At 73.7% G+C, this 21862-nt stretch carries 24 protein-coding genes and 1 pseudogene; 11 read left to right on the top strand and 14 right to left on the bottom strand.

Annotated features, from left to right (window positions below; all coding sequences use genetic code 11):
* Positions 1-29: 29 nt before the first annotated feature.
* Positions 30-542 (bottom strand): HIT family protein, encoded by a 513-nt coding sequence (locus ACFT41_RS01510; RefSeq protein WP_377583232.1) that lies wholly within the window; start codon positions 540-542, stop codon positions 30-32.
* Between the two features lie 149 nt (positions 543-691).
* On the opposite strand from ACFT41_RS01510, the gene ACFT41_RS01505 reads away from it, so the two are divergent.
* Positions 692-1432: a D-Ala-D-Ala carboxypeptidase family metallohydrolase gene (locus tag ACFT41_RS01505; RefSeq protein WP_229404427.1), complete on the top strand. Its 741-nt coding sequence runs from the start codon at positions 692-694 to the stop codon at positions 1430-1432.
* A gap of 114 nt (positions 1433-1546) precedes the next feature.
* Here the strand turns inward: ACFT41_RS01505 and thrS are convergent, their stop codons facing one another.
* Positions 1547-3559: a threonine--tRNA ligase gene (gene thrS, locus ACFT41_RS01500; protein WP_377583163.1), complete on the bottom strand. Its 2013-nt coding sequence runs from the start codon at positions 3557-3559 to the stop codon at positions 1547-1549.
* Between the two features lie 255 nt (positions 3560-3814).
* Between thrS and ACFT41_RS01495 the strand changes: the two genes are divergently transcribed.
* Complete coding sequence (locus ACFT41_RS01495; protein WP_377583165.1) at positions 3815-4723, top strand: YcnI family protein; 909 nt, start codon at positions 3815-3817, stop codon at positions 4721-4723.
* 79 nt (positions 4724-4802) lie between these two features.
* Here the strand turns inward: ACFT41_RS01495 and ACFT41_RS01490 are convergent, their stop codons facing one another.
* Positions 4803-5720 (bottom strand): ADP-ribosylglycohydrolase family protein, encoded by a 918-nt coding sequence (locus tag ACFT41_RS01490; protein WP_377583167.1) that lies wholly within the window; start codon positions 5718-5720, stop codon positions 4803-4805.
* A gap of 72 nt (positions 5721-5792) precedes the next feature.
* On the opposite strand from ACFT41_RS01490, the gene ACFT41_RS01485 reads away from it, so the two are divergent.
* Positions 5793-6482 carry a response regulator transcription factor gene (locus tag ACFT41_RS01485; protein ID WP_377583169.1) on the top strand — a complete coding sequence of 230 codons (690 nt, stop codon included), beginning with the start codon at positions 5793-5795 and terminating at the stop codon, positions 6480-6482.
* Between the two features lie 29 nt (positions 6483-6511).
* A complete protein-coding gene (locus tag ACFT41_RS01480) occupies positions 6512-7915 on the top strand; it encodes an ATP-binding protein (protein ID WP_377583171.1) in 1404 nt (467 codons plus the stop codon).
* 285 nt (positions 7916-8200) lie between these two features.
* On the opposite strand, the gene ACFT41_RS01475 is transcribed toward ACFT41_RS01480, so the two are convergent.
* The gene (locus tag ACFT41_RS01475) at positions 8201-9226 is read right to left on the bottom strand and encodes an adenosine deaminase (RefSeq protein ID WP_377583173.1); all 1026 of its coding nucleotides are present in this window, start codon (positions 9224-9226) and stop codon (positions 8201-8203) included.
* A complete protein-coding gene (locus ACFT41_RS01470) occupies positions 9223-10029 on the bottom strand; it encodes a trans-aconitate 2-methyltransferase (RefSeq protein ID WP_377583175.1) in 807 nt (268 codons plus the stop codon). The genes ACFT41_RS01475 and ACFT41_RS01470 overlap by 4 nt, the downstream gene beginning before the upstream one ends.
* A gap of 84 nt (positions 10030-10113) precedes the next feature.
* On the opposite strand from ACFT41_RS01470, the gene ACFT41_RS01465 reads away from it, so the two are divergent.
* The gene (locus ACFT41_RS01465) at positions 10114-11097 is read left to right on the top strand and encodes an aldo/keto reductase (protein WP_377583177.1); all 984 of its coding nucleotides are present in this window, start codon (positions 10114-10116) and stop codon (positions 11095-11097) included.
* 85 nt (positions 11098-11182) lie between these two features.
* On the top strand, positions 11183-11380 hold the full coding sequence (locus tag ACFT41_RS01460; RefSeq protein WP_377583179.1) for a hypothetical protein: 198 nt from the start codon (positions 11183-11185) through the stop codon (positions 11378-11380).
* A 159-nt stretch (positions 11381-11539) separates the two neighbouring features.
* Here ACFT41_RS01460 and ACFT41_RS01455 read toward each other — a convergent pair whose 3' ends face one another.
* The 7 genes and pseudogenes from ACFT41_RS01455 to ACFT41_RS01425 form a co-directional block, all read right to left on the bottom strand.
* Entirely contained in the window at positions 11540-11743 is a 204-nt protein-coding gene (locus ACFT41_RS01455) for a cold-shock protein (protein ID WP_030338233.1), read from the bottom strand.
* Between the two features lie 293 nt (positions 11744-12036).
* Positions 12037-12309 (bottom strand): DUF4235 domain-containing protein, encoded by a 273-nt coding sequence (locus ACFT41_RS01450; protein ID WP_377583182.1) that lies wholly within the window; start codon positions 12307-12309, stop codon positions 12037-12039.
* The gene (locus ACFT41_RS01445) at positions 12306-12662 is read right to left on the bottom strand and encodes a DUF3618 domain-containing protein (protein WP_377583184.1); all 357 of its coding nucleotides are present in this window, start codon (positions 12660-12662) and stop codon (positions 12306-12308) included. Before ACFT41_RS01445 ends, ACFT41_RS01450 begins: the two co-directional genes overlap by 4 nt.
* A complete protein-coding gene (locus ACFT41_RS01440; RefSeq protein WP_377583186.1) occupies positions 12659-13093 on the bottom strand; it encodes a phage holin family protein in 435 nt (144 codons plus the stop codon). The genes ACFT41_RS01445 and ACFT41_RS01440 overlap by 4 nt, the downstream gene beginning before the upstream one ends.
* Positions 13094-13421: 328 nt before the next feature.
* Positions 13422-14603 (bottom strand): annotated as a pseudogene (locus ACFT41_RS01435) (mechanosensitive ion channel family protein); the annotation flags it as partial.
* A gap of 104 nt (positions 14604-14707) precedes the next feature.
* Complete coding sequence (locus tag ACFT41_RS01430) at positions 14708-15532, bottom strand: DUF1206 domain-containing protein (RefSeq protein ID WP_377583188.1); 825 nt, start codon at positions 15530-15532, stop codon at positions 14708-14710.
* Between the two features lie 62 nt (positions 15533-15594).
* Positions 15595-15960 carry a hypothetical protein gene (locus ACFT41_RS01425; protein ID WP_377583190.1) on the bottom strand — a complete coding sequence of 122 codons (366 nt, stop codon included), beginning with the start codon at positions 15958-15960 and terminating at the stop codon, positions 15595-15597.
* A 172-nt stretch (positions 15961-16132) separates the two neighbouring features.
* On the opposite strand from ACFT41_RS01425, the gene ACFT41_RS01420 reads away from it, so the two are divergent.
* Entirely contained in the window at positions 16133-16420 is a 288-nt protein-coding gene (locus ACFT41_RS01420) for a GNAT family N-acetyltransferase (protein ID WP_377583192.1), read from the top strand.
* 68 nt (positions 16421-16488) lie between these two features.
* Here ACFT41_RS01420 and ACFT41_RS01415 read toward each other — a convergent pair whose 3' ends face one another.
* Positions 16489-18069 carry a glycoside hydrolase family 3 protein gene (locus ACFT41_RS01415; protein WP_377583194.1) on the bottom strand — a complete coding sequence of 527 codons (1581 nt, stop codon included), beginning with the start codon at positions 18067-18069 and terminating at the stop codon, positions 16489-16491.
* Between the two features lie 147 nt (positions 18070-18216).
* Between ACFT41_RS01415 and ACFT41_RS01410 the strand changes: the two genes are divergently transcribed.
* The 4 genes from ACFT41_RS01410 to ACFT41_RS01395 all read left to right on the top strand — a co-directional run bounded on the left by ACFT41_RS01410 (position 18217) and on the right by ACFT41_RS01395 (position 20850).
* The gene (locus ACFT41_RS01410; RefSeq protein WP_377583196.1) at positions 18217-18342 is read left to right on the top strand and encodes a hypothetical protein; all 126 of its coding nucleotides are present in this window, start codon (positions 18217-18219) and stop codon (positions 18340-18342) included.
* 156 nt (positions 18343-18498) lie between these two features.
* Positions 18499-19449, top strand: a complete 951-nt coding sequence (locus ACFT41_RS01405) for a TIGR03557 family F420-dependent LLM class oxidoreductase (RefSeq protein WP_377583198.1) — start codon at positions 18499-18501, stop codon at positions 19447-19449.
* A gap of 240 nt (positions 19450-19689) precedes the next feature.
* Positions 19690-20193 (top strand): hypothetical protein, encoded by a 504-nt coding sequence (locus ACFT41_RS01400; RefSeq protein ID WP_377583200.1) that lies wholly within the window; start codon positions 19690-19692, stop codon positions 20191-20193.
* 168 nt (positions 20194-20361) lie between these two features.
* Complete coding sequence (locus ACFT41_RS01395; RefSeq protein ID WP_377583202.1) at positions 20362-20850, top strand: ankyrin repeat domain-containing protein; 489 nt, start codon at positions 20362-20364, stop codon at positions 20848-20850.
* Positions 20851-20933: 83 nt separating this feature from the next.
* Here ACFT41_RS01395 and ACFT41_RS01390 read toward each other — a convergent pair whose 3' ends face one another.
* Complete coding sequence (locus tag ACFT41_RS01390) at positions 20934-21797, bottom strand: aldo/keto reductase family oxidoreductase (RefSeq protein ID WP_377583204.1); 864 nt, start codon at positions 21795-21797, stop codon at positions 20934-20936.
* Between the last annotated feature and the right edge of the window lie 65 nt (positions 21798-21862).

Raw genomic sequence — 21862 nt, 5'->3', positions numbered from 1 at the left:
CCGGAACGAGGCCGGATGGTCACCGAGGGTCAGCTCGGCCAGGCGCGGCGGAACAGGTCCCGGGTGTCGGCGAGCAGCTGCGGCAGGACCTTCGTCCGCCCGATCACCGGCATGAAGTTGGCGTCGCCGCCCCACCGGGGCACCACGTGCTGGTGCAGGTGCTCGGCGATGCCGGCCCCGGCGACGCCGCCCTGGTTCATGCCCAGGTTGAACCCGTGCGCGTTGCTGACCTGTCGCACCACCCGCATGGCGGTCTGGGTGAACGCCGCGAGCTCGGCGGTCTCCGCGAGGTCGAGGTCGGTGTAGTCGGGCACGTGCCGGTAGGGGCAGACCAGCAGGTGCCCCGGGTTGTAGGGGTAGAGGTTGAGCACCGCAAAGACGTGCTCGCCCCGCGCCACCACGAGGCTCTCCTCGGCCGGCAGGCCGGGGGCCAGGCAGAAGGGGCAGCCGCTGGGCTTGTCGTATCCGCCCTCGGGACGGTCCTCACCGGAGACGTACGTCATCCGGTGCGGAGTCCAGAGCCGTTCCAACCCGTCGGCCATGCCGTCGCCCGTGCGCCGTTCCACCCCTGTCACGCCGTCGATCCTACGTTCCCGGCGGCGGACAGGGGGTGAAGAATCTTGACGAAGAGACGCTTATCGATGAAACTTCCGGTCACAGCGATCTCGACAACCGTCGATGGGAGTACCACGTGAAGACCGCACTCCGACGGCTCGGCCGGGCCCTGGCCGCCTGCGCTCTCGCCGCCGCCACCACCCTGGTGGGGCTGACCGTGACGACCGGCGCCGCGCACGCCGACGGCTGCTACACCTGGGGCCGGTCGCTGGCCTCCGGCGCCACCGGCGAGGACGTCCGGCAACTTCAGATCCGGCTCGCGGGCTACCCCGGCTACGGCGCGGTGCTCGGCCTCGACGGCTCGTTCGGCCCGGCGACCCGCTCGGCGCTGATCCGCTTCCAGCAGGCGTACGGTCTGTCGGCCGACGGCGTCGCCGGCCCGCAGACCTTCAACCTGCTGTACGCGCTCCAGGACGACGACTGCACGCCGGTCAACTTCAGCTACGCCGAGCTGAACAACTGCAACGGCGACTGGTCCGGCGGGGCGGTGTCGGCGAGCACCGCGCGGTTCAACGCGCTCGTGTCGATGTGGAAGCTCCAGGCGCTGCGGCACGCCCTCGGCGACCAGTCGATCCGGATCACCAGCGGCTTCCGCAGCTACGCCTGCAACAGCGCGGTCGGCGGCGCGTCCAACAGCCGGCACCTCTACGGCGACGGGGTCGACATGGGCTCGGGCCCGCACTCGCTGTGCCGGCTGGCCCAGCAGGCCCGCAACCACGGCTTCGCGCAGATCCTCGGCCCCGGCTACCCCGACCACAACGACCACGTCCACGTCGGAGCGGCGGGCGGCTGGTCGGCCCCGAGCTGCGGCATCTGACCGCCACCGGGCAGGGAAGGGTTCCCCTCGCACAGCGGCCGCCGGCGAGACGCTCAGCAGCTGTCGTGAGAGGGGAACCCTTCTCTACCGCATGCGTTAAGAGGGGGCCCTTCCTTACCCCTCGGCCGACGGGCCGGCGTTGGTGCGGGAGGTGACCACGTCGAGCACGTGGGCGACCGCCTCGTCGACCGGCACGCCGTTGCGCTGCGAGCCGTCGCGGTAGCGGAACGACACCGTGCCGGCGGCCACGTCGTCGTCCCCGGCGATCACCATGAACGGGATCTTCTGCTGCTGGGCGTTGCGGATCTTCTTCTGCATCCGGTCGTCACCCGCGTCGACCTCGGCGCGGACGCCCTGCCGGCGCAGGGTGGTGACGAAGTCCTGCAGGTAGTCGGTGTGGTCCTCGCGGATCGGGATGCCCACCACCTGCACCGGGGCCAGCCAGGCCGGGAACGCCCCCGCGTAGTGCTCGGTGAGCACGCCGATGAACCGCTCGATCGACCCGAACTTGGCGCAGTGGATCATGACCGGCTGCTGCCGGGTGCCGTCGCCCGCCTGGTACTCCAACCCGAAGCCCTTCGGCTGGTTGAAGTCGTACTGGATGGTCGACAGCTGCCAGGTCCGGCCGATGGCGTCCTTGGCCTGCACGGAGATCTTCGGCCCGTAGAAGGCCGCGCCGCCCGGATCCGGCACCAGGTCCAGCCCGGTCTCCCGCGCGCACTGCTCCAGCACCGCGGTCGCCGTCGCCCAGTCCTCGTCGGACCCCACGAACTTGTCGAGCTTGGCCTCGTCGCGGGTCGACAGCTCCAGGTAGAAGTCGTCGATGCCGAAGTCCTTCAGCAGGCTCAGCACGAAGTCGAGCAGGTGCTTGATCTCGCCCGGCGCCTGCTCGCGGGTGCAGTACGAGTGCGAGTCGTCCTGGGTCAGGCCACGCACCCGGGTCAGCCCGTGGACCACGCCCGACTTCTCGTAGCGGTAGACCGACCCGAACTCGAACAGCCGCATCGGCAGCTCACGGTACGACCGCCCGCGCGACCGGTAGATCAGGTTGTGCATCGGGCAGTTCATCGCCTTGAGGTAGTAGTCCGCGCCCTCGAGCTCCATGGGCGGGTACATGCCGTCGGCGTAGTAGGGCAGGTGGCCCGAGGTGTGGAAGAGACCTTCCTTCGAAATGTGCGGGGTCCCGACGTACTGGAAGCCCTCCTCGATGTGGCGGGCGCGGACGTAGTCCTCCATCACCCGCTTGATCACGCCACCCTTCGGGTGGAAGACCACCAGGCCGGAACCGATCTCGTCCGGGAAGCTGAACAGGTCCAGGTCCGCGCCGAGCTTGCGGTGGTCGCGGCGGGCGGCCTCCTCCAACAGCTTCAGGTACGCCTTCAGCTCGTCGCGGGTCGGCCAGGCGGTGCCGTACACCCGCTGCAGCTGGGGGTTCTTCTCGCTGCCCCGCCAGTACGCGGCGGCCGACCGCATCAGCTTGAACGCGCCGATCAGCCGGGTGTTCGGCAGGTGCGGGCCCCGGCACAGGTCCGACCAGCAGACCTTCTCCTCCTTGGCGTCGAGGTTGTCGTAGATGGTCAGCTCGCCGCCGCCGACCTCCATCACCTCGGAGGAGTCCAGCCCTTCGCCCTTGACGTCGATCAGCTCCAGCTTGAACGGCTCGGCGGCCAGCTCGGCCTTCGCCTCGTCGAGGCTGGCGAACCGCCGCCGCCGGAACCGCTGCCCGGACTTGACGATCTCCTGCATCCGCTTCTCGAGCTTCGCCAGGTCGTCGGGCTGGAACGGCTTGTCGACGGCGAAGTCGTAGTAGAAGCCGTTCTCGATCGGCGGCCCGATGCCGAGCTTCGCGTCGCCGAAGATGTCCTGCACCGCCTGGGCGAGCACGTGCGCGGTCGAGTGGCGCAGCACGTTGAGCCCGTCCGGGGTGTCGAGGGCGACCGGCTCGACGACGGTCTCCTCGGCCGGCGCCCAGTCCAGGTCGCGCAGGTTGCCCTGCGGGTCGCGGACCACGACGACGGCCTTCGGGCCGCTGGACGGCAGCCCGGCTGCGGCCACCGCGTCGGCCGCCGTCGTCCCGGCGGCGACGACGACGGGGTCGGCCACGACGGGGATACGGGGTGCGGACACGGTGACTCCTCCAGCTGACGACAGATGCGGCCGGCTGGCCGCCCCCGCTGATGCTAGCGGGCAAGGAAGGGCCCCTTCTTATCGCATTCGGTAGCGGAAGGGCCTCCTATTAACACCGGGAGGCCGGGCGGGCGATTGAACCTTTCGGCCGCGCCAACCGAACTACCGGGTGGGGCCGGTGTCGGAGCGGCCCGAGGAAGACGAAGGGGTGGGGCGAGGGTGGCGATGATCCGCAGGCGCAAGCGAGGGCTCCGGATGTCGGCGTCGGCCGTCCTGGCCGTCGCCGCGGCGACGCTGGGCTGGGCCGGCACGGCGCTGGCGGCGGACGTGACGAGCGCCCCCGAGCAGGCCCGCCAGGGCGACCCGGTACGGCTGGAGATCGTCGTACCCGAGGAGCGCCCGGGCGCCCGGACCGAACGGATCGAGCTGCGCCTGCCGGCAGCGGCGCCCGTCGGCGAGGCGTACCCGATGTCGGTGGCCGGTTGGGCGCCCCGGATCACCACCCGGAAGCTCGCCGAGCCGATCCCCGGCATCCACGGCACGACGATGGACGCGGTCACCGCCTCGGTGGTCTGGACCCGGGCCAAGGGCGCCCCCGCCGGCCCCGCCCGGCTCGCCGTCTCGATGGGGCCGCTGCCCCAGGCCGACCGGATGGTGTTCGAGGTGGTGCAGACGTACTCCGACGGCACGGTCGTGCGCTGGGCCGACCCGGCCGGCGGTGCGCGACCCGCCCCGGTGTTGACCCTGCTGCCGGCGGCGAGCGGACATGGCGGGGAGGCGGCCACCGGCGCGCACGGCGGGGGCCCGTCCGACCCGACGGCGGCCGGCGAGGCTCCCACGCCGGCCGTCGCCCTGTCGGACGACGACGCGGCAGGCGACCGCCGGCTGACCGACGCCCTGCTCGCGGCGGGGCTGGTCGCGGGGCTCGGCGGGGGCGCCGCGCTCGGTTGGCTGGCGACCCGGTGGCGGCGACGGACAGACCCGGACGACGCGACCGCGCCCAAGGGCGAGGAGTTGCGCCGGATCCTCGACGGCGACCCGACGCCGTCGAGCATGGACGGGTCAGCCGGCGGGGACGAGACGGCCGAGGCAGTGGACAGGACAGTCGGCACGGCGGGCGACACGGCGGGCGTGGTGAAGGAGCCTCAGCCGGCCGTGCGGTAGACCGACCGCGCCGACGGCAGACGAGGAACGGCGGGCCGGGGAAGCGGAGACGGCGACGGCGGGCCGGGGACGGGGCCGGTCAGCCGACCCAGTCGGGCAGGGGCTCGCGGGCGGCGAGCCAGTCGGCGGGTACGCCGCCCGGCGTGCCGACGCCGGTGTGGGCGGCCACGACCGCCCCGACGATGGCGGCCGTGGTGTCGACGTCCCCGCCCGCCTCGACGCAGGCCCGGATCGCGGCCGGGTAGTCGTCGAGGTGCGTCGCCGCCACCCAGAGCGTGAACGGCACGGTGTCCTGCGCGGTCACCCGGGAGCCGTTGCCGAGCGCGTCCACGGCAACGGTGAGGGGGCGGCCCAGCAGGCTGGCCGCGCGGCGTACCCCATGGTGCACCTCGCCGGGGTCGAGGGCCGCGGCCACCGCGGCGAGCAACCGCGACGGCGGTGGGCGGCCCCCGTCGAGGCGGGCCCGGGTGGCCAGGGCGGCGGCCACCGCGACCGCGACCGTCCCGGCGATGCCCTCCGGGTGGGCGTGGGTGACCTCGGCGGAGGCCCGGGCCTGGGCGGCCGCCTGCCGGGTCGAGTCGGCGAACCACGCCCCGAGCGGGCCCACCCGCATCGCCGCGCCGTTGCCGCACGAGCCCTGCCCGTCGAACGCTGAGGCCGCAGCGACGGGCCACGGCGTGCCGGTGCGGATCAGGCGCAGGATGGTCACCGCGCCGGGCCCGTAGCCACGGTACGGCTCGCAGCGGTGGGCGAAGGCCAGCGCCAGCCGGTCCCGGTCGATCTCCCCGCCGCCGGCCAGCTCGGCCACCACGGAGCAGGCCATCTCGGTGTCGTCGGTCCACTGCCAGGGCGGCGGCGGGAACCGGCCGGCGGCGAGGTCGGCGGGCCGCCGGCCCGGCACGAAGAACTGCGAGCCGAGGGCATCGCCGACGGAGAGACCGTGCAGGCTGTCCCGGGCCAGCGCGGCCCGGGTGTCCGCGAAGAGCGTGAAAGGCATGGCCGTACCAGCTTGCCCGATCGCCGGGTGCGCCGCAACGCGCCCGCTTGCCATCGCGAGTACGGTGCTGACGTGGCCACGGTGCTCCTGGTCGAAGACGACCACGTCGTACGCGGCGCGATGCTGCGGTCCCTCGCCGACCGTGGGCACGCCGTGCACGCCGTGGGCACCGCGCTGGACGCGCTGCGCCGCGTGGCGGCCCAGACGCCCGACCTGGTGGTGCTGGACCTGGGCCTGCCCGACCTCGACGGCTCGGACGCGCTGCGGATGCTGCGCGGGATCACCGACGTCCCGATCATCATCGCCACCGCCCGCGACGACGAGCAGTCGGTGGTGCGGCTGTTGCGGGCGGGCGCGGACGACTACATGGTCAAGCCGTTCACGGGGGCCCACCTGGACGCCCGCATCACCACCGTGCTGCGCCGCGCCGGCCGGGCCAGCCGGACCGTTCAGCCGGCCGTGCACACCGTCGGCGGCCTGCGGGTGGACGTCGGCGAGCGTAGCGCCCTGCTCGACGGGGTGTCCCTCGCGCTGACCCGCAAGGAATTCGACCTGTTGGCGTATCTGGCTGCCCGACCGGGGCGGGTAGTGTCCCGCCGGGAACTCTTGGAGGAGGTATGGCGGCAGCCGTCGGTCGGCGAGGACCAGACCATCGACGTTCATCTCTACTGGCTGCGCCGCAAAATGGGCGAGTCCGCGGCGAAGCCGCGCTACCTGCGCACCGTGCGGGGGGTGGGCTTCCGGCTGGTGGCCCCGGACTGAGGGTCGCGCTGGCCTGGCTCACGGCCGGCATGGGCGCCCTCGTCGCGCTCGCGTTCCTGGTCCCCCTCGGCATCAGCCTCGGCGAGCGGACCCGCGAGGAGGCCGTCGCGGACGCCGCCCGGCGCAGCGCGCTGGTCACCGGGGCGCTCGCGGTCAGCACCGAGCCCGCGGTGGTCCAGCGCGCGGTGGAGGCCAGCGGCGAGGACCCGGCGACCCGGCCGGTGGTGCACTGGCTGGGCGGCGACGACGCGGCCGGCCGGGCCGACGGGGCGGCGCTGGCCCGGGCCGCCGCCGACCGGCGTTCCGTGGTCACCGACGTGCCGGATGGGGTGCTGCGGCTCGACCCGGTGGTGCTCGGCGACTCGGTGGCGGTGGTCGAGGTCTTCGTCCCGGAGGCCGCACTCGACGAGGGTGCCACGGGCCGGTGGCTGCTACTGGGGGCGGTGGCGCTGGCGCTGGTCGGCGCCGCCGTGCTGGTGGTGGACCGGGTCGCCGCCCGGGCGGTCGACTCGACCCGGGGGCTCGTGCAGGCCGCCCTCGCCGTCGGCGACGGCGACCTGGGGGTACGCGTCGAGCCGAGCGGCCCACGCGAGCTGGCCGAGGCCGGGTACGCGTTCAACCGGATGGCCGACCGGCTGGTGGCGGCGCGCACCGACGAGCGGGAACTGGTCGCCGACCTGTCGCACCGGCTGCGTACCCCGCTGACGGTGCTGCGGCTCGACGCCGACGGGCTGGACTCCGACGACACCAGCGTCGGCTCGTTCACCGAGGCGGAGCTGGACCGGCGGCGGGCGATCCGACGGATCCGGCAGGCGATCGTCACCCTGGAGGGCGAGATCGACGTGCTGATCAACACGACCCGAAAGGCGGTCGCCCACGAGGCCGGGCCGGCGATGTGCGACGTCAGCGAGGTCGTCCGGGACCGGATGGTGTTCTGGTCGGCCCTCGCCGGTGACCAGAACCGGCCGCACCGGGTCAGCGGCGCGCAGTTGCGCATCCCGGCGCCGGTGCCCCGCGCCGAGCTGGCCGCCGCGCTCGACGCGGTGATCGGCAACGTGTTCCGCTACACCCCCCAGGGCACCGCGTTCGAGGTGGCGGTCTCCCGCCGGGACGGGTACGTGGCGATCCGGATCGACGACGCCGGCCCCGGCATCGCCAACCCTGACCGGGCGCTGCGCCGGGGTGCCAGCGACCAGGGCTCCACCGGCCTGGGCCTGGACATCGCCAAGCGGGTGGCGTTGCAGGCCAACGGGTCGGTGAGCATCGACCGGGCCCGACTCGGCGGGGCCAGCGTGGTGATGCTGCTGGCCGACCCGGAGGCCACCCCGCGGCAGGTCAGCCGGTTCGGCCTCGTCGGGCGGATGGCCCGGGACGCGCGGGAGCCGAAGACCGAGGGCCGCCGCTGGCTCCGCCGGCGCCCGTCGGACGGCTGACTCCCCCGGCGGACGGCTGACTCCCCCGCGACGGCTGACCCCCGGCGGCCGGATCGGGTCGCGGCGGGTTGTGCGCAAACGCAAGTCTTCCTTAGATCCGGATTAACCACGGCGGCACACCGGGCGCGGCGTGACAGGATCTGGGGCGAACCCATCAGTTCCGCCGGCCACTCCGGGATCTCCTCCGGTCGGTGGAGCCGTGCGCGCGGCGGGAGTGCGGTCCCCCCACAACCTCCTCCCGCCGCGCGCCAGCCCGGAAGCCGCGCGCCAGCCCGGGTCGCCCCGTCAGCCGGCCGTCGCGGCCAGGTAGCCGTCGATCTCGGCGGTGAGCCGCGCCTTCTCCCCCGCTTCCAGGAACGACACGGAAACCGCGTCGGTGGCCAGCGCCGCCAGCCCCTGCGGGCCGAGGCCGAGCAGCCGTGCCGCCACCGCGTACTCGTCGTTGAGCGTGGTGCCGAACATCGGCGGGTCGTCGGAGTTGATGGTGACCAGCACGCCGGCCTCGACCAGCCGGGGCAGGGGGTGCGCGTCGAGCGAGGCGACAGCCCGGGTGCGCACGTTGGAGGTGGGGCAGACCTCCAGGGCGATGCGGTGCTGCGCCAGATGGGCCAGCAGCTCGGGGTCGGCGGCGGCGGAGATGCCGTGGCCGATGCGCTCGGCGCCGAGGTCGCGCAGCGCGTCCCAGACCGTCTGCGGGCCGGTGGTCTCGCCCGCGTGCGGGGCCGAACGCAGCCCGGCCGACCTCGCCTGGTCGAAGTACGGCTTGAACTGCGGCCGGGGCACGCCGATCTCGGGGCCGCCGAGGCCGAAGCTGACCAGCCCCTCGGGCTGCTCCTCCAGGCAGATCCGCAGGGTCTCCTCGGCGGCCGGCAGCCCCGCCTCGCCGGGGATGTCGAAGCACCAGCGCAGGGCGATGCCGAAGTCGGCCTCGGCCCGCTTGCGGGCGTCCTCGATCGCCTCGCAGAACGCCGGCGCGGGGATGCCCCGGCGCACGTGGGAATACGGCGTGACGGTCAGCTCGGCATACCGGACCTGCTGGCGGGCCAGCTCGCGGGCCACCTCGTGGGTGAGGATCCAGACGTCCTCGGGGTCGCGGACCAGGTCCACCACGCTGAGGTAGACCTCGATGAAGTGGGCGAAGTCGCGGAAGGCGAAGTAGTCGGCCAGGGCGTCCGGGTCCGCCGGCACCGGGCTGGCCCCCTCGTGGCGGGCCGCCAGCTCGGCCACGATGCGCGGCGACGCGGAGCCGACGTGGTGCACGTGCAGCTCCACCTTGGGCAGGCCGGCGATGAAGGCGGACAGGTCGGTCACGGGCTCTCCTCGGGAGGGTGCGGCGGGCGGGCACCGGTGCGGGCGACGACGAACACGCGACGGAACGGGAAGCACACCCGCCCCTGCCGGACCGGGTACGCCGCCGAGAGGCGGCCGGCGAGCCCGGCGCGGAAGTCGGCCCACCGGGCGTCGTCCAGGGCCGCCCGGACGGGGCGCAGCGCGGTGCCCTCCATCCAGGTCAGCACCGGGTGGTCGGCGTCGGCGGGGGCCGGCAGCAGGTGCACGTAGGTAGTCTCCCAGGCGTCGACCGCACAGCCGGCGCCGGTCAGCAGCGTGGCGTAGCCGACGGCGTCGTCGACCGGGTCGTCGCGTTGCGCCGGGGCGAGCGCTGCGGCCCACGGCCCGCTGCGGGCCACGGCGCGCAGCGCCCGGTGCGAGGGCGCGTCGAAGTTCCCCGGTACGCCGAAGGCGAGCCACGCCCCGGCGGGCAGCTCGGCGGCCCACCGGGTCAGCAGCTCCCGGTGGCCCGGCACCCACTGCAGCAGCGCGTTGCTGACCACCACGTCGACGTCCGACGCGGGGTGCCAGTCGCGCGCGTCGGCGACCGCGAAGTCCACCTGCGCGTCCAGCGCGGCGGCCCGGTCGATCATCTCCACCGACGAGTCGAGGCCGGCGACTCGGGCGTGCGGCCAGCGGGCGGCCAGGCCGGCGGTCAGCGTCCCGGGCCCGCAGCCGAGGTCCACCACTGCCCGTGGCCGGTCGGCCGGGACCCGGGCGAGCAGGTCGTGGAACGGCCGGCCCCGCTCGTCGCGGTAGCGCAGGTACGTCGCCGGATCCCACATCGCGCCCCCCATACCGTACGTCCGTCTTGTTTTCAAGGTACGGCCCGCCGCGCGGCCGGGCAAGCGGATCACTAGGCTCGGGGCATGGAGCAGCGCACCTTTTCCCGGCTCGGGCGGCACGTCGGCGTGGTCGGGCTCGGCGCCTGGCAGCTCGGCGCGGACTGGGGCCGGGTCGACGAGGCCGACGCGATGGCCGTCCTGGCCGCCGCCGTGGACTCGGGCGTCACGTTCGTCGACACCGCCGACGTCTACGGCGACGGGCGCAGCGAGCAGTTCATCGGGCGGTTCCTGCGGTCCCGCCCCGACGCGGGGCTGACCGTGGCGACGAAGATGGGTCGCCGGGTCGAGCAGCGGCCGGAGGCGTACACGGCGGAGAACTTCCGGGCCTGGACCGACCGGTCCCGGGCCAACCTCGGCGTGGACACCCTCGACCTGGTCCAACTGCACTGCCCGCCCACCGCCGTGTTCGGCGACGACCGGGTCTTCGACGCCCTCGACGCCCTCGTCGCCGACGGGCGGATCGCCGCGTACGGGGTCAGCGTGGAGACCTGCGACCAGGCGCTCACCGCGATCGCCCGGCCCGGCGTCGCGAGCGTCCAGATCATCCTCAACGCGCTGCGCCTCAAGCCCCTCGACCGGGTGCTGCCGGCCGCCTCGGCCGCCGGGGTCGGCATCGTCGCGCGGGTGCCCCTGGCCAGTGGCCTGCTCTCCGGCCGGTACGACGAGCACACCACCTTCGCCCCCGACGACCACCGCACCTACAACCGGCACGGCGAGTCGTTCGACGTCGGGGAGACCTTCTCCGGGGTGGACTTCGGCACCGGGCTGGCCGCCGTGCGGCGGCTCGCCCCGCTGGTCGGCACGGGTCGTACCATGGCACAGTTCGCGCTGCGCTGGGTGCTCGACCAGCCCGGCGTCACGGTGGTCATCCCCGGTGCCCGCGATGCCGAGCAGGCCCGGCGCAACGCCGCCACGGCCGGTCTCGCGCCGCTCGCGCCCGACGAGCTGACCGCCGTCCGGGACACCTACGACGACCTGGTCCGGCCGCAGGTGCACGACCGGTGGTGACCCGCCCGGCGCGGGTGCTCGCGCACCGCAGCGACGACGCGCAGCCGGGCCGGGCCGCCCGCCCGGTGAGCGGAGGAGGAACGCGATGAAGGGGTGGCTGCCACTCGCCCTCGGCCTGCTCGCGGTGGTCGTCGGCGCCGTCTGGACGGTGCAGGGCCTCGGCTACGTCGGCGGCAGCGTCATGACCGACCAACGGTTCTGGGCGCTGCTCGGCCCGGTGCTGGTCCTGATCGGACTCGCCACCCTCTGGTACGGCCTGCGCGCCCGACGCCGCCGCCCCTGACCGCCGGGCGCCTCCCGGCCGGCGGCGGGAGGCGGTCGCGAAAGGGGGCGCCCGCCGACGGGGCGGGCACGTGAAAAGCCCCGCATCCCGAACGGGACACGGGGCTTGACTTGATCCGGGTCGGATCATCCCCTCGGCCGGCGGGCCGGCCACGGCTGCTCAGATCGGGCGGACCTGCTCAGCCTGCGGGCCCTTCTGACCCTGGGCGATCTCGAACTCCACCCGCTGGTTCTCCTCCAGCGAGCGGTAGCCGCTGGTCTGGATGGCCGAGAAGTGGACGAACACGTCAGCACCCCCGCCGTCGACGGTGATGAAGCCGAAGCCCTTGTCTGCGTTGAACCACTTCACGGTTCCCTGCGCCATGTGTATCTCCTTCTAAAACTGGCGGCCGAGCACGCCGTGCGGCCGATTGGCCGTTTTCGAGCAGCGGCGCCTGAGGCGGCCCCCTGTGCAGGAGACTTCTCTCAACCCACGCCGTCTCGCAACAGCGAGGAACAGCAAACCACGTAGCGAAAACTCTGCACAGACTACCGGACGAAATTCTTCGACATGTGACCCGAAGGACGCCCGGATTCCGGCCTCCCGGGCCCTTCCCGGCGGGCAGAAGGGCCCCCGCCCGGTCTCCCGGGAAGGGGGCCCACGCCTGTTGCGGCTGGTCAGTCGGGCCAGTGGCCGGTCAACCGGCGTACGCCCACCGCGCCGCCCCGGTCGACGGCCGCGCGTACCACCGAGAAGATCGCGCCCTGGAGGGCGGCGGCAGCGAGGATCTCGCCCCAGCCACGGTCCTCGTCGGTCGCGCTCGGGGCCTCACCGTCGCCGGCGGTCACCTTCCAGACCTGCCGGAAGATCGCGCCCGCGACCGCACCGGCGGCCAGCCCCATCAGCACCCCGACGGGCTTGTACGCGGCCTTGCCGATGCCCTTGCTCACCTGCGCCTCCCCCGGACGATCAACAGCACGATCATGGTAGCCACCGCACCTGCGGCGACCGCCGCCCACGGCACCGGACTGCGACCCAGCTCCGCGCCGGAGCCGGCCCGCTCCCGGGCGGCCTCGGCGCCCTGGGCGGCCTGCCCGCGCACCCGGGCCACGGTCTGCGCGGCCTGCTCCCGCATCCGCCCCTTCGCCTGCTCGGCGGAGGAGCGCAGCCGGGCCTTCACGTCGGCCTTCGCGGCCAGCGCCTCCATCGTCTCGCCGAGTTCCACCCGGGTACGCCGGATCTCCTCCCGCAGCGCCTCCGTGTCGCCGGTGCCGTTGGCACCGTTGCCCGTGCTGCCCGTCATGCCCGCCCCCTGTCCTTCACCGCGGCGGTGACGGTGTCCACGTCCGCCCGGACGCTGCGCACCGTCGCCGCCGGAACCGGCGGGACCGCCTGGCCGACCTGCCTCTTGCCGACCAGGGCGAGGATCCCGGCCATCAGGAAGAGCGCCACCGCGACGATCAGCGCGGCCAACCAGGCGGGCACTACCAGCGCCAGCAGCAGGATCCCGGCAGCGATCAGCGCGCCCAGGCCGTAGAGCGCCAGTGCACCGCCGCCGCCGAAGAGGCCGATCCCGATGCCGGCGTGTTTGCCCTTCTGGGTCAGCTCGGCCCGGGCCAGGGCCAGCTCGTCGCGGACGAGTCGGGAAACCTGTTCCGTGGCCCGCTGCACGAGTTCGGCGGTGGACGGCTCGCTCCCGGTCCGCGACGTGCGGTGATTCGCGACGTCAGCCATGCTGTCCTCCTTTCGTCATCACCGCGCTGTATGCCCGGAGTCGCCGCCCGTCAATCCTGCGCGGGGCGGCCAGTCGTACTGGCCGCGCCGCGCCGCGCAGCAGTCCCCGGGAGACGGCCGTTCAAACCCGCCCGGCCCTCCCGACGGAGCAGCCCGGCCCTCGGCGGTTCAACGCACCGCCACCGGGACAGGACACGTCGCGCCGCGCACGCCGTCAGCGCGGGGCGGCGCGGTTCCTCGACGCGGCCGGGGCGGCGCTCCACGCGGCCGGGGCGTCCTTCGACGCGGCGGCCTCGTCCGGGCGGGGGGCCGGCTCGTCCGGGCGGGAGGCGGACTCGTCCGGGCCCACGAACGCCTCGCTGCGGGCCGCGCCGTCGTCGCTGCCGCCGAAGACCCGGGCGTCATCGGGCACGTCCGGCTCGGTCCGGCGGCGCACCGGGCGGCGGGGCTGCACCGCCTGCCAGGGCAGCGCGCCGGACGCGTCGCCGACCTCGGCGCGCATCCGGGGCAGCGCGGTCGGGCGATGGTCCCGGACCCAGCCGACCAGGTGCTCGCGCACCAGGCAGCGCAGGTCCCACAGGCTGCCGGCGTTCGCCGCGCTGACCAGCGCCCGCACCGTGATCAGGCCACCCGTGGCATCGGTGACCTGCAGGACGCAGACCCGGCCGTCCCACAGCTCGCTGCCCTCCACCAGCCGGCGCAGTTCCTCCCGCACCGCCTGCACGTTGATCGACCAGTCGACGTCGAACTCGGCGGTGCCCAGCACCGCCGCCTCCGTGCGGGTCCAGTTCTGGAAGGGCTTGCTGGTGAAATACGAGGTGGGCAGGATCAGCCGGCGGTCGTCCCAGATCTGCACGACGACATAGCTGAGGGTCAGCTCCTCGATGCGTCCCCACTCCCCCTCGACGACCACCACGTCGTCGAGGCGCACCGCGTCGCTGAAGGCGAGTTGGAGACCGGCGAAGACGTTGCCGAGCAGGCTCTGCGCGGCGAGTGCGGCCACCACACCGACCACGCCGGCGGAGGTCAGCACGCCGGCCCCGACCCCACGGACGCTGGGAAAGGTCATCAGCATCACGCCGACGGCGAGGATCACGATCACCGCGATCGTCAGCCGGCGCAGCATCACCACCTGGGTACGGACCCGGCGGGCGTACCGGTTATCCGGCACGTCGACCCGGAACCGGGCCAGTGCGACGTCCTCGACCACCACCAGCAGCGAGGCGACCAGCCAGGACAGGGTGGCGATGATGCCGAGCACCAGCACGTGCAGCACCACCTGCCGCCACGGTGCGCCGACGGCGTAGCCGGTGGAGAACCGGACGGCGAAGTGCACGGCGAACACGGTCGCGGCGACCTGGAACGGGCGGTACGCGTGGTCGGTCAGCTCGGTCATCAGCAGCGAACGCCGGCCGAGCCGGCGGGTCGTCCGGTGCACCACCTCGGCCAGGAAAAGGGCGATCGCCGCCGCGGCGAGCGCGGCGACGATCGTCATGAGGTAGCTCTGCACGGGTGTCTCTCCCCCTTCAGCGGGTCCCTCGATCCGGGCAGCGGCCCAATGGTGCCCGCTGTCCGCCGTTCCGGCCAGGACAGGCCGAGACAGGCCAGGCCGGATCAGACCTTGCGGTACCGGGACTGGAGGAAGCAGTACCCGCCGAAGCAGGCGATGCCGAGGGCGACCAGGGCGAGCAGGAACGGGCCGTACGACTGGTCACGCAGGGCGCGCAGCGCGGCGTCGAGGCCGCGGGCCTTCTCCGGGTCGTAGTTGACCGCGGCGACGACCACCAGCAGGCCGGCGGTGCCGTACGCGACGCCCTTGGCGACGTAGCCGGCCGTGCCGAGGCGCAGGGCCAGGGTCCGGGTGTGCGCGTTCATCTGGCCGGTCCTGAGGTGCTTCTGGAACTTCTTCTTCCAGCCGTAGCTCACCAGGCCGACGCCGATCGCGGCGAGCACCAGCCCGGCCAGGCCGACCAGCAGGCGACCGCCGCCGGACTCCATCAGCTTGCCGGTCAGTGCCTCCTGCTGGTCGGCCCCGCTCGACCCGGCGTTGGCGAAGACCTTCCAGGCGGTCCAGGCGAAGTAGAGGTAGACCAGGGTGCGGGCGGCGGAGGCGATCCGCTCGAAGACCCGCTCCCGGCCACGCTCGGCGCGGTGCCCGACGGCGGCCTCCAGCGCCTGCCAGATCGCCATGGCGAGCATGCCGACGGCGATCGCGACGCAGAGGAACTTGCCCATCGGCTGCTCGGCCAGGGTGCTCAGCGCACCGGACTGGTCGCCGTCCTTGCCGCCCGACTCGCCGAAGGCGATCTGCAGGGCGAGCCAGGCGAACAGCAGGTGCACCACGCCGTAGCCGATGAAACCGGCCCGGGCGAGTAGTTCGAGCCACCGGCTGTTCGTGGCCTGCGAGGCGGTGGCTTCGGCGTTCCGGGTGAGTGACATGGCGCCACAATCTCCGATTGCGGAGATTGTCAAACGTCGGCCACCGCCCGGGTGCGGCGCCGTTAGCCGTTGGGGTTGCGCGAGACGCGGATCACGACCTGCTCGTTGGTGACGCTGTCCAGGGTGACGGCGAAGCCGCCGACCTCGGTGGCCTGCTGGCCCACGGTCAGCGACAGCTGCTCGCCGGCGACCTCGACGGTCACCTGGTCGCCCTGGGCGCCGACCAGCTTGGCCTCGACCCCGAGGATGGTGGCCCTCGCCTCGACGCCCCGGTCGAAGGTGACCGCACAGGAGTCCAGGCCGCAGTCGGTGGAGGCGCCCTCGGAGCTGCAGCCGGCGAGCAGGGCGACGCCGAGTGCCAGGCCGGCCAGCAGGCCGGCGGCGCGGCGGGTGGGGGTGGACGGGAAGGTACCGCGTCGGTTCGTCACGCGATCAAGGGTACGAGGCCCCCGCGACCTGCCCGGCGTGCAAGGAGGGGCCCCTTGTTAACGCCTCCGGTAGAGAAGGGCACCCTTCTCGCACCTCCACCGGCCGGGACGGGAACGGGCGGACCGGAGGCGAATTGGACCGGCCGGCGGGGGTGGGGGGCAGAATGGCCAGGTGAGCTTCCTGGTCGAGGACGATCCCGCCCGCCACCGCTTCGAGATCCTGGTCGACGACGCGCTGGCCGGGTTCACCGCGTACCTGCCCCGGGGCGAGGTGCTGATCTTCACCCACACCGAGGTCGACGCGAAGTTCCAGAACATGGGCGTCGGTACGGCGCTGATGCGGGCCACCCTGGACCAGATCCGCGAGCGCGGCGGCCGGGTGGTGCCAAAGTGCCCCTTCATGGCGGCTTTCATCGAGCGCCATCCCGAGTACGCGGACCTGGTCACCCCCGCCGCCTGACCGGCGCAGCGACACACCTGACCGGCGCAGCGGCACCTGATCGCGCCGGGCGCCGCCGATCGCAGGGCTCAGCCGACCACGGGCTCAGCCACTCCGGCCAGCGGCGTCGCGGTGACGCGTCCCGTGCCGACCAGCAGCTCGGCGGCGGCCAGGGCACCGGCCCGGGTCGCGCCGTGAGTGGCGATGTGCACGGTGCCGGTGACCAGGGCCGGCACGCCCAGCTCAACCACCACCGCGTCCGGGCGGGCGGCGAGGGCCCGGGCCACGGCGGCGCGCATCCAGTCGTGCCGGTGCAGGTCGCGGACGACCAGCACCAGCGGCCGGCCGGCGGCTGCGGCAACGGCTCCGGCAACAACCCCGGTGGCCCCGACGTCGTCTGCGGCGGGGAGGTCGCCCGCGCCGAGGCGGACCGCGGTGGTGCCCGGGCGCAGGGCGGCCAGCGGGGCGGCGATCCCCCACGGGGTCTCCGCCCCGATGGCGATGTTGCGGGGCGGCTCGAACTCGATCACGTGCGGGGCCCCGGCCAGCGGCAGGGCCGCGTCGGCGGTCGCCGTGGTGACCCGTACGGCGCGGCGGGCGGCGGCCAACCCGATCGGGGAGCCGTCCGGGGCGGCGGTGGGGCGGGACGGGGTGCCGGCCCGGGCGGCCACCGTCCAGGCGGCGAGTTGGCCGACGCGCTTGGCCGCCTCGGCCAGCCGCTGTTCGGGCAGCTCGCCTGCGACGACCGCGGCGACGATCGCGTCGCGCAGCTCGCGGGCGGCGTCCTCGTCGGCGCGTTCACCGCCGACGCAGATCGCGTCCGCCCCGGCGGCGAGGGCGCGGACCGCTGCGCCGGCGAAGCCGTACCGGTCGGCGACCGCCCGCATCTCGACCGCGTCGGTGACTATCACGCCCGAGAAGCCCAGCTCCTCGCGGAGCAGGCCGCCGAGGATGCGGGGGCTGAGGGTGGCCGGCAGCTGGGCGTCGAGCGCCGGGACGAGCAGGTGGCCGGTCATCACCGCCTGCACCCCGGCCGCCACGGCGGCCCGGAACGGCACCAGTTCGGCGGCGTCGAGCTGCTCGCGACTGCCGCCGATGCGGGGCAGGTCGTGGTGGGAGTCGACGCGGGTGTCGCCGTGGCCGGGAAAGTGTTTGGCGCAGGCAGCGACGCCGCCGGACTGGAGGCCGCGTACCCAGGCGGCGGTGTGCCGGGCGACGAGGGCCGGGTCGGCGCCGAAGGCGCGTACCCCGATCACGGGGTTTGCGGGGTTGGAGTTGACGTCGGCGTCCGGGGCGTAGTCGAGGGTGACGCCGACGGACGCCAGCTCGCGGCCCAGGTCGCGGGCCACCTCGGCGGTCAGCTCCGGGTCGTCGACGGCGCCGAGGGCGAAGTTGCCGGGCCGGGAGCTGCCCCGGCCGGACTCGATGCGGGTGACGTCGCCGGCCTCCTCGTCGATGGCGACGACGACGTCGGGGCGCTCGGTGCGCAGCGCGGCGGTGAGCGCGGCGACCTGGTCGAGGTCGACGATGTTGCGGGCGAAGAGCACCACCGAGCCGAGTCCGTCGCCGAGCCACCGCAGGACCCACGGGGGCGGGGTGGTGCCGACGAATCCGGGTTGCAGGACGGCGGCCGCCAGGCTCGCCAGGTTCCCCGTCGGTGCGCTGCTCATGCGGCTGCCGTACCCCCGTCTTGTGCTGTGTCGGACCGCCCGCGGACCGCGGCGGTGCTGCCATGGTCACACCACCGCCGGCAAATAGTCAATAAACCTTACTGTTACTGTCTGGTGCCGCCCGGCCCTTCGTGGGAGAGTTCCCACATGCCTGTCCCGCCACTCGCCGACGCCACCGGCGTGGCCGACGTGCCCGGCGTCCGCCTGCTCGGCCTGATCGTCGGCGGCCTCCTGCTGCTCGCCGCGATCCGGGCCATGTTCGGCCGCCGCTGATCCACCACGGCCGCCCCGCCAGGGCCGCCCCGCCGTTGGCCGGTGCCGACCGCCACGGCCGCCGCCCGGCCGCGCCGGGTTCACCCCGTGACCCATGGGGTACGGCTGTCGTCGTGCCGCCGGTGCGCCGCGCACCGGGCACGGCGAGGGGGAACGATGAGGATCGGCTACTTCCTGTCCAGCGAGGAGCTGACCCCGGCGCAACTGCTGGAGCAGGCCCGGGGCGCCGAGCGGGCCGGCTTCGAGGCGCTGTGGATCTCCGACCACTACCACCCCTGGACGGACGCCCAGGGCCAGAGCCCGTTCGTCTGGTCGATGATCGGGGCGCTCAGCCAGGTCTGCTCGCTGCCGGTCACCACGGCCGTGACCTGCCCGACGGTCCGCATCCACCCGGCGGTGCTCGCCCAGGCGGCGGCGACCAGCGCCGTGCTGCACCACGGACGGTTCGTGCTCGGGGTGGGCTCCGGCGAGGCGCTCAACGAGCACATCTTCGGCGACGCCTGGCCGCAGACCGACGTGCGGCTGGAGATGCTGGAGGAGGCCGTCGAGGTGATGCGCGAGCTGTGGCGGGGCGGGTTCGTCAACCACCGCGGCAGGCACTACACCGTCGGGCACGCCCGCCTCTACACCCTGCCCGACGCTCCCCCGCCGGTCTACGTCTCCGGCTTCGGCCCGAAGGCCGTCGACCTGGCCGCCCGCATCGGCGACGGGTACGTCAGCACCTCGCCCGACGCCGACCTGGTCCGCCGGTTCCGCTCCGGTGGCGGCGGCGACAAGCCGTGCCAGGCCGGTTTCAAGGCCGCGTACGCCGACAGCGAGGACGCCGGCGCGGCGATCGCGTACGAGCGGTGGCCCAACGCCGGCGTGCCGGGCGAGCTGTCCCAGGTGCTGCCCTCGCCCCGGCACTTCGAGCAGGCCGCGCAGCTCGTCCGGCCGGAGATGATGAAGGAGTCCTTCGTGTGCGGCGACAGCGCCGACGCGCACCTGGAGATGATCGGCCGGTACGCCGAGGCCGGCTTCGACGAGGTCTACGTGGCCAACACCGGCCCGCACCACGAGGGGCTGTTCGAGCTCTACCGCACCCGGGTGCTCCCCCGGCTGCGCTGAGGCGTCGCCTCCGCCCCGCGCTCGGCGCCGGGTGCCCGGCGTGCACATGTCAGGAAGGGCCCCCTGTGCAACAGAATGCGTTAACAGGGGCCCTCCCTTGCTCCCCCGCCGGGTTTCGTGCGGTGTCCGAACAGGGCCTGTTGACCCTCGACTAGCCTGAGCCGGGCCACCGGCCACGGGCACCGAGATGGACCACCGTGCCCACGGCACCGAGATGGAACAGACGAGAGGAGCGCGGTCGTGATCGAACAGCCGGCGTACACCGGGTTCGGTTTCTCCGACGAGGAGTGGGGGCTGCTGGTCGGCCTGCCGCAGTCGGTGCTGACCGCGGCGAGCGCCGCCGAGCACGACAGCGCCCGCCGCACCATGGCCGAGAACGCGGCCGGGCTGGAGAGCATCGCCACGGGCCGCGAGTCGGGTAGCCCGCTCGTGGCCGCGGTGGCGGGCGAGATCGTGTCCCGGGTGGGTGACCCGGAGGCCGGCGAGGAGCTGCCGGTGATCGCGCAGGCTGACCCGCGGACGGTGATCGAGGACGTGCTGAACCGGGCGGCCTCGGCGGCCCGGCTGCTGGCCGAGAAGGTCGACGAGGGCGAGGCCGGCGCCTACAAGCACTGGCTGGTGGAGATCGCCGAGCAGGTGGTGAGCGCGGCGTCCAGCGGCGGGATCCTGGGCCTCGGCGGCGACGTGGTGAGCGACTCCGAGCGGCGCTTCCGCGACCGGCTCTCCCAGGTCCTCAACGACTGACCTCGGACGCCGCGCCGTCGCCCGGGGCCACGTCGGCGCTGCGGCGCTGCGGTTTTCGATGATCGTTTGCTGTCTACCGGCACCCCCACCGGCGTGTCGTGCCGGTAGACAGCAAACGATCAAGACAGCCGTGCTGTGCGTCAGCGGCGCGTACCTACGCTGAGGGGCATGCACGGGCGACAGCGAAAGAAGCGAGCGAAGCGCCTGGTGGAGGCGTTGCTACGCGGAGACGCAGCGATCGTCGGCGCCCTCCTGCGCGCCGGAGCGGCCCCCGACGCGGCCGACCGCGAGGGAACCACCCCGCTGTACCAGGCATCCGTGCAGGGCGCGACCGACCTCGTGCGGCTTCTTCTTGCCGCCGGCGCTGCGCCGGACCTCGAAAGCGGGCACGGCCAGGAGGGAACGCCCCTGTGCGCTGCCGCAGCCTGGGGACACACCGCCGTCGTACGAGAACTGCTCGCCCACGGCGCAGACCCGAACCTTCGCGAGGACGGAGGAACCGGCCACTCGCCGCTGGACTGGGCGCTGCAAGGAGAACACTCGCAGACGTGGATCTGCTCCTGTCCGCCCCCTCCCGCCCCGTCCCTCCCTCTGTTCGCCGATCTTGCACTTTGGGCCCCACCGATGGACGCTTCACCCCTTCTGCCTGGGCCGTGACTGCAAGATCGGCGCGGGATGCCGGACGTGGCTGAGGTCCGGGGAACGGCCGAACACGGCAGGCCCGGCCGAGGGCTGTTCGGTCAGCGGCCGACCTTGTCGAGCTCGGCGAGGTCCTCGTCGGAGAGGGCGAGGCCCGCGCCCGCGATGTTCTCGCGCAGGTGCGTCGTGGACGAGGTACCGGGGATCAGCAGGATGTTCGGTGACCGCTGCAACAACCAGGCCAGGGCGACCGACATGGGTGGCGCCTCCAGCCGGGCGGCCACGACCGCCAGCGCCGAGGACTGCAGTGGGGTGAAGCCGCCGAGCGGGAAGAACGGCACGTAGGCGATGCCCTGGTCGGCGAGCGCGTCGATCAGCTCGTCGTCCTGGCGGTGCGCGAGGTTGTACATGTTCTGCACGCACACGATCGGCGCGATCGTCCGGGCCTCGGCGACCTGTTCCGGCGTCGCGTTGCTCAGTCCGAGGTGCCGGATCAGGCCCTGCTGCTGAAGCGCGACGAGCGTCTCGAACGCCTCGGCGATGGGGCCGGGCCGGGGGCCCTCGGCGTCGCCGAGCCGGAGGTTGACCAGGTCGAGCACGTCGAGTCCGAGGTTGTCGAGGTTCTCGCGGACGGACCGGCGCAGGCTTTCCGGATCGCGGGCCGGGGGCCAGCCGCCGCGCTGGTCGCGGTTCGCGCCGACCTTGGTCACGATGTGCAGCGAGTCGGGGTACGGGTGCAGCGCCTCCCGGATCAACTGGTTGGTGACGTGCGGCCCGTACGCGTCGGAGGTGTCGATGTGGGTGATGCCGAGCGCGACGGCCTCGCGGAGGACGGCGAGCGCGCCGTCGCGGTCGGCCGGCGGGCCCATGACCCAGGGGCCGGCGAGCTGCATGGCGCCGTAGCCGAACCGGGTGACGGTCAGGTCTCCCAGTGTCCAGGTGCCGCCGGGAAGGGAAGTGGACATGCTCGTACCTCTGGTTTCGTGTGACGCTGGTCGGTTCTGGTGCACCGCGGATGCCTGCTCCACTG

The organism is Micromonospora sp. NPDC057141 (genome assembly GCF_042670805.1).
In the GTDB taxonomy this organism is placed as follows: domain Bacteria; phylum Actinomycetota; class Actinomycetes; order Mycobacteriales; family Micromonosporaceae; genus Micromonospora.
Note: the sequence above shows the minus strand (reverse complement) of the source record. Positions and strands in the feature narration are given on the sequence as shown.